Raw genomic sequence first — 10,484 nt, forward strand, 5'->3', positions numbered from 1 at the left:
GTGTAGACGATCGTCGCGACATCATCGGCGCGCACTGCCAGCCGACGCTCGGTGGCCTCGGCGTCGGCGATCACCTCGCCCTGCTCGACCAGCGCAGGAAACGACGAGCCGAGCAGCCAGGCCCGGCCGCGCAGATCTCCCGCCGCCGCACCGATCAACTCGCACTGTTCGATCGTCTCCACGAAACACGCGCTGGGACGGGCATCGGCCACGATGTGCTGGATCTGCTCGGCCGACGATGTCGGATACACCGGTACGGCCATCGCGCCCACGCTCAGCACGGCGAAGTCCGCCGCCGACCATTCGAAACCGGTCCCGCCGAGGATCAGCACCCGATCGCCTACGCCGATCCCGTTGGCCAGCAGGCCCTTCGCGAGTCCGAGGACGAGCCGGGCGAACTCGTCGTAGCCGACGTCGAGCCAGCCCTCGGCCGTTCTCCGGCTGAACACCACGGCCGACGGGTCGGCCGCGGCCTTGGAGAACACTACGTTGGCCAAGTTGTCGTCATCGGCCATGGTGACCAGTGGCGCGACACTGTATTCCTGCGCGACCCGCAGTCCCTGCACGGCGCCGGCATCTTGCACGGCGCTATCTCCCTGCACGGCGCTACTCATCGTGACTCGATGCTGGTCAGCGGGGCCGGAACGTAGGTCGAGCAGCGGCCCGGGAGTCGCACGCCCGCCGCGCGCAACTGACTCACGCGGGTGGCGAACGCCGCACCGTGCATGATCTGCAACCCGACCTCGGCGACATGGCGGTGCGCCGGTGCGGCCAGGTAGGTGCCGGCGACCCAGTCGTTGAACGCGCCCATCGCGGGCCCGCACCAGATCTGATAGTCGAGGGTGCGCTCGGGCGTCGCGGCCGTGCTCCAGCCCGACGACCGGCCCAGATACCACCGGAAGATCAGTGCCATCCGGCGTTTCGGGTTCCCCTCGGCGCGCGCGATCTGCTCGGGGTCGCGCTCACGGAAGTAGCCGAGGCAGTCGTTCCACACCTCGTCGAAGGAGCGAGCCAGGATCCGCTGCTCGATTTCGGCGCGTTCGGCGGCGGGGATCGCCTCGATGCCGTCGTAGCGCCGATAGGTGTCGTACAACCGCCGTGCGCGGCTCGCGAACATCGTGCCGCGTTGCAGCACCTGCACGTCGACGCCGAGTTCGAACATGTCCGACGAGGGCGCCATCGTGGTGTCGGCGACGCCCGCGGCGGCCAGCAGCCGCTTCGCCGTCTCCGACTGCGCCGCTTCGACAGTGGCCTGATTGACCGACCCCGTGACCACGTAGGAGGCACCCATCGCGAAGGCCGCCGCGGCGGCCGCCGGAGTGCCGATGCCACCGGCCGCGCCGACCCGGACCCGCTGGGCGAAACCGTATTCACGCTGGATCCGTTCGCGCACCGCCAGCAGCGACGGCAGCAGCACCACCAGCGGACGGCGGTCGGTGTGGCCACCGGAGTCCGCCTCGCCGGTGATGTCGTCGGCCATCGGAACCGATGCCGCCAGCTGCGCCTGCTCGGCGGTGATCTCCCCCGCGTCCAGCAATCCGCGCACCAGGTGCTCCGGCGCCGGGCGCAGGAACAGTTCGGCCACCTCGGCGCGAGACACCTTGGCGATCACCCGGTTCCGGGCGATCACCTGGCCGTTCGGGTCACGGTGCAGGCCGGCCAGCCGGTAACGCACCACCTGCGGGGTCAGGTCGAGGAAGGCCGACGCCTCCACGCAGCGCACCTCGTGGCGCAGGCACGCGTCGACGATCGCCCGCTCCAGCGCGTTCTCGCTGGGACTGTGGATCAGGTTGCAGGCGAAGGGTTTTCCCGGCGCCTCACGCCCGATCGTGGCCAGGGCCTCGTCGATCCGGGCGGGCAGCACACCGGCGGCGCCGAACGAGGCGAGCAAGCCGGCGCGCGCCATCGCGACCACCATCGGCGCCGAGGCGATCCCGTTGGCCATCGCACCGGCGTGGTAGGCGAAGTTCACGCCGTGGGTCTGCCGGAACTCGGTGTTGCCCAGCGTTTCCGGCCGCAGCGCCGGAGCCGCTGCCAGCACTTGCGCGCCGCGCGCGGTGCCGGCGTCGGTGGTCACCGCGACACCGCGTTCGTCACGGACCACGAACACCGGCTTGTCCAATTCCGACAGCGCACGGTAGATGGAGTTGTCGTCCCTGGCGAGCGCCGAGGGTGCAAGGGAAGTCGTCACTGTGCCAATCCTTCTGAGAGCCCGAGGGCAGAGGTCGCTATCGAGAAATGCCACGAACGGTCGGCGCCGCGAACGACGCACGTCGGCGCCCGGGGTGGTCGGCCGTCCTGCGGCGAGGCGGGCAGCCATCGCTACCGAGTCGGCCGACCATCGCTGAGCGATCGGCCTGCGCTACCGACCGAGATCGGTCTTCGATGCCGAGTGGATCGGCCATCGCTACTGGGGCGGTCGGCCTTCGGCAACCCAAGCCGCGACCGCGGGCGCGACCAGTTCGCTGTCCTTCACCCACGACGCATGGCCGATGTGGGTGAAGCCCGAGGCCCGGTCGATGTGCCAGCGATGCTGATCCGCCGCGCCCATCCGCTTGCTCAGGAATCGCACCGTGGACTCGGGGCCCAGCGGGTCGCCGTCGAGCGAGATGAGCAGCACCGGCAGCGTGAATTCGCGCAGCAACCGGTCGTAGTCGCGGGCACTGCCGCTGGGCCGGTAGTTGCCGGTTCGCAGGTGCCGGGCCCAGTCGATCATCACGCCCGCGGTCATCGGCCCGATGCCGCCACCGCCGGTCCACCGGCCGCGCAGCCGGGTGACCGCACCGACCGACCAGCCGCGCGCCAGCACCTCGAGGCGCCTGCGCAGTTCGAACGACCACCAGTACACCGAGCCGGTACCGATCGTCGTGATGCTCGCGACCCGATCCGGTTCGGCCGCAGCGAACAGCAACGCGAGCTGTCCGCCCAGGCTGTGCCCGAACAGGTGCAGCGGCGCCTCGGGGAACCGCTCGCGCAGCGCGTCCGCCACGGCGGGCAGGTCGACCTCGATCAGCTCGCGATAGCCGAACCCGGGACCTTCCCCCAGTGCGGGCAGGCTGTCGCCCTGCGCGCGCAGATCGAGGACAGCGGCCGTCAGTCCGGCCGCGTGCAAGGCCGTGACCAGCGGCAGGTAGTACTTGGCCTTGATGGCCATGGCGGGCAGGATCAGCACCACCGGTGCGGCCGGATCCGCCTGCGGCAGCAGGCGTACCGCCAGGGTGGCGCCGTCGGGGGTGGCGACGGTGGTCGATTCCAGCCCGACGATCTGGGCGCGTTGCTCGCTCATCACGCCTCCGCGGCCAGCGTGCAGACGTAGTCGAGCGCCACCTTGCCGACCAGCACACCCGCGGTGTCGTACATCAGCGCCCGCGCGTCCACATCCAGCCGCTGGCCGCCCTTGGCCGCCAGTACCGTCGCGACGTCGCTCGGGTCGATGACCCCGATCGCCCGGATCCGGCCGAGGGCGGGCTTGCGGAACGACAGCCGCGCGTCGCGCAGCACCAGGGTGTCGATGGCCGACAACCGCGACGCCAGCGCGCCCACGAAGGCGCACGCGCCGGCGATATCGGCGGCCAGGAATTGCGCACCGGCGTGCACGGTACGCAGATGGTTCAGGACGTAGGGCTCGTCGGGAATTTCCACGATCGCGCGGTGCGGACCGATTTCGGTGATCTCGGTCCCCGCGTGGGTACCGAAGGGGACCAACTTGCTTACAATTCGCTGCAGATGCAAGAAGTCGGGGTTATCCGGATCGATCGCCTCGAATACCGAACCGAGGGTGGCTGAGGTTTTCAGTTCAGGTGCCATGAAATAATTGCACCATCCGCACCCGCCGATTCGGATTTCCATTGCCGATCTCAATCGACCGAATGGTAATCAACTCGCCAGCGGTTCTCCGTAGACCTTGCCGCGGATAGTGGATTGCAGGAAATTCTTCGTCGAATCGAGGCTGTCCAGGAATACCTGCACCACTTCGTTGGGACTGTCGACGCGCCAGGCGACCTGTAATTCCACCACCGGTTCCGGATCGACGAGGGGAACCACCTTCAAACCCATCGGCCGCGGCTCGTCCATGCTGATGAACGACGCGAACCCCACATACCGGCGGGCGGCCACGGTGATCTCGGTGGCCACCGAGTCGTTCATGTACTCGGCGACCTTCGGGAACGCGCCCGCCCGCTCGCCCGCGGTCATGATGGCGTCGTACATCGCCGGGCTCACCTCGCGGTTGAACAGCACGCACGGCGTTTCGGCCAGTTCGCGGATCGAGATCGAGGACCGGTCGGCCCACCGGTGCCCCTGCCCCACCAGCGCGCCGATGCGCATCTGCAGCAGACACCGCGACAGCACCGACCCGCCGTTGGACGCACCGCCGTAGAGCAGCCCGACATCGAGCTCCCCGCGCGTGAGAGCGGTGAGCTGCGGCCCGGAGCGACCCGAGCTGAGTTTGGTGGTGATATTGGGATAGTGCGCGTGCAATTGGGCCAGTGACCTGGGCATGATGAGCTGCCCGGCCCGCCCGTTGAACCCGATGTTGATCTTGCCCATCCGCCCGGCCGCGATGTCGCGGACGGTGTTGGTCGCCGAGTGCACCTCCCCGAGAATCCGTCGCGCGTCGGCGCGGAACGCCTCGCCCGCGGGGGTCAGCTGCACCACCCGCGACGTCCGCGACACCAGTTCGACGCCGAGATGGCGTTCCAGGCGCTTGAGTTGCTGGCTGAGTGACGGTTGCGTGAGATGGAGCCTGGCGGCCGCCCTTCCGAAGTGCAGTTCGTCAGCGATGGCAAGAAATGCCTCGATATGCCGTGTCTCCATAGTGCGCGCCTCGCGTGATCAGGTACGTGACTCGTCCGAGATATGCACCTTGTATAGCGGCACCGCACGTCATCGGGGAACGGGCCCGTGAAGCCCAGATGAGCAGCGACCGAATTCCTGCCAACCCTGCGGCGTGTCCACCCCGCCTCGCGGTGCACGGTGCCGCGAGCGGCACCGTGAACACGGTCGATTCGGCACTCGAATCGCTGACTCGGAAAAACCCGATGATCCCCGTCTTGACAGGGCGATCCATTTCGTACCGCAATTGATCAATAATGCGTTCCGCGTTGTCGCCCGCGACACCGGAGTGGAAGACTTTTATCCGGTGCAGGCGAAGTAATTTCGACGCCGATTTTCGAAGGAGCCCAGAATATGACGACCACGGTTGCCAGCCAGCACGACGCCGAGTCGACACTGGCCGAACTGTTCGCTCCCGATACCCGACCCGATCCGTATCCCGTCCACCGCGCACTGCGCACGAAGTCCCCGTTGGTCACCAAAGGCGGCGACCTCGTGATCATCGCCAACTACGCCGATTGCCAGCAGGTGCTGCGCGACCCGTCGGTGCGCAACGACCCCAAGCTTTCCCGGCTCGGCAAGGATCACCCGGAGCGCTCGGAGTCCCTGCTGTTCCTCGATCCGCCCGCGCACACCCGCATTCGCCGGCTCGTGTCGAAGGCCTTCACACCCAGGGTTATTCGGGCCTCGCAGCCGCAGATCCACTCGATCGTGGACGAACTCATCGAAAATATCGCGAGCAAGAGCGAATTCGACGTGATCTCCGAATTCGCGCTGCCCCTGCCGGTGCGGATCATGTGCGCTCTGCTCGGCATCCCCGTCGAGGAGTTCGGCGACTTCGAACCCGCCGCCCGCAGGCTGGGCCGCGTCCTCGACTTCAACCTCGTCGTCCACAACGACGATCTCGACGACGCCGAGGGCGCGCGCAACGAGCTGATGAACTACCTGGTCAACCTGATCTCCCGCAGGCGCGGCAACCTCGGCGACGACCTGCTCTCGCGGCTCATCGAGGTCGAGGAGGAAGGCGAGGTGCTCAGCGAGGGCGAACTGCTCGCCACCTGTGTGCTGCTGATGGTCGCCGGCCACGAGACCACCGCCAACCTCATCGCCAACGGAGTACTCGCCCTGCTCCAGAATCCGGACCAGCGCGAGATCCTCGCCGCCGAACCCGAATTGGGGATCAGCGCCGCCGACGAGGCGTTGCGCTACGACGCGCCGATCCAGTTCGTGATGCGCATCGCCACCCGTGACATGGAGGTGAGCGGCACCGCGATCAGCCCCGGCACCGCGATGCTGGTGCTGCTCGCCTCGGCCAACCGTGATCCCGAGCACTACCCCGACGCCGACCGCTTCCTGGTCGCCCGCGGCGCGGCCGACCACCTCGCCTTCTCGGCCGGGGCGCACTTCTGCCTCGCCGCGGCGCTGGGCCGGGCCGAGGGCGCCGCGGCGCTGTCCGCCTTCGCCGGGCGGGTGATCGACCCGGTGCTCGTCCCGGGCTCGCTGCGCTACCGGCCCAATGTGAACCTGCGTGGCATCGACGCTTTGACCGTCACGCACGGCGGAGTTCGTCTCCGTTGATCTCCGATTCGACCACCCCCTCCACAGAAAGCCTGTTATGAACTCGCACCACCACGGCCGTAAGGCCGGATGGGGGATCGTGCTCGTCGCGGTCACCACGCTGCTCGCGGCCTGCGGCCAGAACAGCTCGGCCCCGGTCGCGGCCGACGACCCGGTGACCATCACCTTCCTGTCCTACACCTACGGACAGACCAACCCACTGGGCAAGGGCATCGAGAAGTTGATCAACGACTTCCAGACCGCCAACCCGAAGATCACCGTCAAGCCGCAGTCGGTCCCGACGGCCGACGCGCTCACCAAGCTCCAGAGCGAAGTGGTGGCGGGCAACCCGCCCGATGTCGCGCAGATCGGGTGGAGCAAGGTCGCGCAGGCGTCGCAGACCTTGCCGCTGCGCTCACTCGAAGAGGTCGCCGGGACCGACGAGTGGAACAAGCACATGGCGGGCTTCGTCCCGTCGGTACTGAAGGCGACCCCGGTGGCCGGCGCCAAGAAGCCGGTCGCGATGCCGTTCATGATGGCCACCCCGGTGGTCTTCTACAACGCCGACCTGTTCACCGCGGCCGGGCTCGATCCCGCCCAGCCGCCCAAGACGATGGCCCAGCTCAAGCAGGCCGCGCAGGCGATCAAGGACAAGACCGAGGCGCAGGGCGTGTACGTCTCGGCGGCCGACCCGGGCAAGTCCGACTACCTGACCCAGTCCCTGGTCAACAGTGCCGGTGGCGCGCTGGTGTCGAGCAGCGGTGAAGTCACCGTCGACTCGGCCCCGGTGATCACCGCGCTGTCGACGATCCAGGATCTGACCAAGTCCGGGGTGCAGCCCGCGGTCGACTTCGCGTCCGCGCAAAGCGCTTTCAACTCGGGCAAGCTCGGCATGTTGGTCACCACCGGCGGCGGTCTGCTGACCCTCGACGCGGCGGCCAAGGGCAAGTTCGCCCTGCAGGTGGCGCCGCTGCCCGCCTTCGACAACCTGCCTGCCCGCCCCACCTTCTCCGGCTCCGGCCTGACGGTCGTGGCCAAGGACGCCGCCAAGGCGAAGGCGGCGTGGAAGTTTGTGCAGTTCATGACCAACGACGAGAGCTTCAAGCTCATCGCCTCGCAGATGGGCTACCTGCCGCTGCGGACCGCGGCGGAGTCCTCGGCCGATCCGCGGCTCGGCTCGGCTGTCAAACAGATGGCCGATCTGGCTCCCTACACCGCCTTCCCGGGCAAGCAGTCCAACCAGGGCGTCGTCATCCTCCAGGACGAGGCCGTCGAACCGATCGTCCTTCGCGGCGCCGACCCGGCGGCGACCCTGCGCGCCGCCGCCGCGAAGATCCGCGGACTCAACTGAGTTCACGCACCCTCCGCTGACCACCACCCCCTCGAAGAGAGACACCGTTGTCACACCAGGTATTCGCACACACGCCGCCGAACGGTTCGACCGACGGCGGCGCGATCCCGAACAAGATCGGCCTGACGGTCAATCCGTGGTCGGGAAAGCAGCTCCTACGCTCCGATTTCGAGGAGATGCGCGAATTCCTCGATGAGGCCGCGACCGCCGGGTTCGGCTATGCCGAACTCGGTGGCTGCGGCCTCGGGGTGGTGATCGGCGGACAGGTGCAGCGCTCCCGGCTGGCGGCGCTACGCGACGCGCTGGCCGATTGCCGAGTCCGGCTCACCCTGCACAGTTCGTGGCATTCCTCCGGACGCACCGGCAATCTGCTCGACACCGGGTCCGCGTCCTCGCAGCAACTCGGTCTGCTGGCGGATCTGGAGATCGCCGCCGCGATCGGCGCCGAGGTGCTGGTCTACCACGCCGGAGTGCTGCCGAGCCTCTACAGCGACGGTGCGGCACTGACCGAGGGCATGGCGACCGAGCGCACGATGTTGCGTGAGCTCGCCGACGAATCCGGCGCGCGCGGGGTCACGATCGCGATCGAGAACCGGGCGCCCGGTCCCGCGGTACTCACCCGCCGTTCCTACGGGATGCGGCTGGATCTGGTCGCCGAGCAGGTGCGCCAGATCGATCACCCCGCGGTGACGATGTGCCTCGATGTCGGCCACGCGTACCTGTCGGCCGGCTACCTGAACTACGACTACCTGGCCGCGATCCGCGAAGTCGCCCCGGTTGTCGGCCACATTCACCTGCACGACAATTTCGGCCGGATGCCGCGCCAGCCCGACGCGAACCCGTACGAACTCGAGCTCCTCGGTGAGGGCGATCTGCACCTGCCGCCCGGCTGGGGCACGATCCCGCTGGACGAGGTGCTGGCGACGCCCTTCCCGCACGACCCGGCGATCATCATCGAGATGCGCCACGCCCGCCACCACGCGGAAGCCCTGCACACCACCCGGCGGCTGCTCGATGCGCGAGCCCGGTCATGACGCTCACCAAGGACCCCGAGGTCACGCCGAAGGCGCGCGTGGTCGAGCGCCCCGCCGCGACCGGGCTCGCCTGGCTGTACTTCTCGCCGACCATGCTCTCGATCACCGTGTGGGTCTACGGGCCGCTGCTGTTCACCGCGGTACTCAGCTTCCTCGACTGGAACCTGGTCTCGCCCGACATCGCGTTCAACGGCCTGAAGAACTACGAAACCCTGCTCACCGAGCCGGAATTCGGCAACGCGGCCTGGAACACGCTCGAGTACGCGCTGTTCGTGCTGCCGTTCGCGACGGTGGTGCCGTGCGCGCTGGCCATCGCGCTGTGGAAGCGCCCTGGCCGGATGAGCGAGTTCTACCGGATGCTGCTGTTCATGCCGGTCGTGCTCGCGCCGGTGGCCAACGCGCTGTCGTGGCAGTTCATCCTGGATCCGCTGTACGGCAGCCTCAATCAGGTACTCGGCTTCGCCGGAGTGGAACCGGTCAACTGGCTCGGTGACCCCGCCACCGCGCTACCGACCGTCGTGGTGGTGACCGCCCCGAAGGTGGTGGCGCTCAACACCTTGCTCTTCGGTGCGGCGCTGGCGAACCTGGACCGCCGCACCATCGACGCGGCGCGCCTGGACGACGCCACCGAGGGCGAGATCACCCGCTCGATCATCCTGCCCCAGCTGCGACGCCCGATCATTCTGCTCGGACTGCTGTCGATGGTGGTGGTGTGGCCGTGGCTGTTCACCAATATCGGGGTGCTCACCCGAGGTGGACCGAGCAATGCCACCGACAACGTCTACTACCGGCTCTACACCTACGGTTTCACCTTTTTCGACGCGGGCACCGCATCGGCGGCGGCCATCGTCATCGCGCTCGCGTTCGGGCTGCTGCTGACCGTTCACACCCTGCTCTCGAGGAGATTCCGTGCGACGCGGTGACGCGATCGGCAGACACCTGCTACTGATCACAGCCATTGTGCTGATGCTGTTCCCGGTGGTGATGGCCTTGGCCACCTCGTTCAAACCGGTGTCGACCATCTTCGATCTGAATCCGATCCCGCTTCCGGCGAGCTTGGAGAACTACGAAATGGCAGTGGGCAAGTTCCCGATCGGCAGGCTGCTGTGGAACACCTTCGTGATGGCCGCGGGCGTCACCATCGCGACAATGCTTGTCGCCCTGCCCGCCGCCTACGCGCTGGTGCGCTTCGACAAGGCGCGCGGCCGTGGTTTCGTCCTCGCGGCCGTGGGCATTTCGCTGCTGATCCCGCCGCAGGCGCTGATTATCCCGCAGTTCCTGATGACCGCGAAACTGGGCTGGCAGGGGCACACGATCGGGGTGATCATCCCGCAGCTCGGCGTCAGCGCGCTCGCGGTGCTGTTGCTGCGCGACCACATTCGTTCGGTGCCGCAATCGCTGATCGGCGCCGCCGTGCTGGAGGGCGCTACCTCGTGGGAGGTCCTGCGGCACGTGGTCCTCGGCGTGATGCGCCCGGCACTGGGCGCGGTGGCGATCCTGCTGTTCATCAGTACGTGGAACGAGTTCCTGTGGCCGCTGCTGGTGATGCCCGATCCCGAGGACACCACCATCCAGCCGGGTCTGGCGCTGTTCCTCGGCCCGGAGAGCGCGGACTACGGACCGATGCTCGCCGCGGCGATGCTGGCCTCGCTGCCGGTCGTCGTGATCTATGTCCTGGCGTCGCGACGGATCGCGGACGCCTTCCTTCA

The 10,484-nt window shown here is 67.9% G+C and carries 10 protein-coding genes; 5 read left to right on the forward strand and 5 right to left on the reverse strand.

Translation table 11 applies throughout. The features are described 5' to 3' along the window. From ACFWF3_RS10750 to ACFWF3_RS10770, 5 genes are all read right to left on the reverse strand, one after another. A partial coding sequence (locus ACFWF3_RS10750) for an AMP-binding protein (protein WP_379313451.1) occupies nucleotides 1-584 on the reverse strand: 584 nt, incomplete at its 3' end. Between the two features lie 26 nt (nucleotides 585-610). Then, entirely contained in the window at nucleotides 611-2,191 is a 1,581-nt protein-coding gene (locus ACFWF3_RS10755) for a PfaD family polyunsaturated fatty acid/polyketide biosynthesis protein (protein ID WP_379313453.1), read from the reverse strand. Between the two features lie 216 nt (nucleotides 2,192-2,407). Further along, nucleotides 2,408-3,286, reverse strand: coding sequence for an alpha/beta fold hydrolase (locus ACFWF3_RS10760; protein ID WP_378988889.1), 879 nt, complete (start codon nucleotides 3,284-3,286; stop codon nucleotides 2,408-2,410). After that, entirely contained in the window at nucleotides 3,286-3,807 is a 522-nt protein-coding gene (locus ACFWF3_RS10765; protein WP_378626832.1) for a DUF4442 domain-containing protein, read from the reverse strand. The genes ACFWF3_RS10760 and ACFWF3_RS10765 overlap by 1 nt, the downstream gene beginning before the upstream one ends. Nucleotides 3,808-3,876: 69 nt before the next feature. After that, nucleotides 3,877-4,815, reverse strand: a complete 939-nt coding sequence (locus ACFWF3_RS10770) for a LysR family transcriptional regulator (RefSeq protein ID WP_378626831.1) — start codon at nucleotides 4,813-4,815, stop codon at nucleotides 3,877-3,879. Nucleotides 4,816-5,187: 372 nt separating this feature from the next. On the opposite strand from ACFWF3_RS10770, the gene ACFWF3_RS10775 reads away from it, so the two are divergent. The 5 genes from ACFWF3_RS10775 to ACFWF3_RS10795 form a co-directional block, all read left to right on the forward strand. Continuing rightward, complete coding sequence (locus tag ACFWF3_RS10775; protein ID WP_379313454.1) at nucleotides 5,188-6,411, forward strand: cytochrome P450; 1,224 nt, start codon at nucleotides 5,188-5,190, stop codon at nucleotides 6,409-6,411. 37 nt (nucleotides 6,412-6,448) lie between these two features. Further along, a complete protein-coding gene (locus ACFWF3_RS10780) occupies nucleotides 6,449-7,741 on the forward strand; it encodes an extracellular solute-binding protein (protein ID WP_378988885.1) in 1,293 nt (430 codons plus the stop codon). Nucleotides 7,742-7,788: 47 nt separating this feature from the next. Beyond that, complete coding sequence (locus tag ACFWF3_RS10785; RefSeq protein ID WP_379313456.1) at nucleotides 7,789-8,775, forward strand: sugar phosphate isomerase/epimerase family protein; 987 nt, start codon at nucleotides 7,789-7,791, stop codon at nucleotides 8,773-8,775. Next, nucleotides 8,772-9,698, forward strand: a complete 927-nt coding sequence (locus ACFWF3_RS10790; RefSeq protein WP_379313457.1) for a carbohydrate ABC transporter permease — start codon at nucleotides 8,772-8,774, stop codon at nucleotides 9,696-9,698. Before ACFWF3_RS10785 ends, ACFWF3_RS10790 begins: the two co-directional genes overlap by 4 nt. Beyond that, on the forward strand, nucleotides 9,685-10,484 hold an 800-nt coding region (locus tag ACFWF3_RS10795), incomplete at its 3' end, for a carbohydrate ABC transporter permease (RefSeq protein WP_379313459.1). The genes ACFWF3_RS10790 and ACFWF3_RS10795, both read left to right, overlap by 14 nt.

Origin of the sequence: Nocardia sp. NPDC060220, from assembly GCF_042727815.1 — a bacterium.
In the GTDB taxonomy this organism is placed as follows: Bacteria; Actinomycetota; Actinomycetes; order Mycobacteriales; family Mycobacteriaceae; genus Nocardia.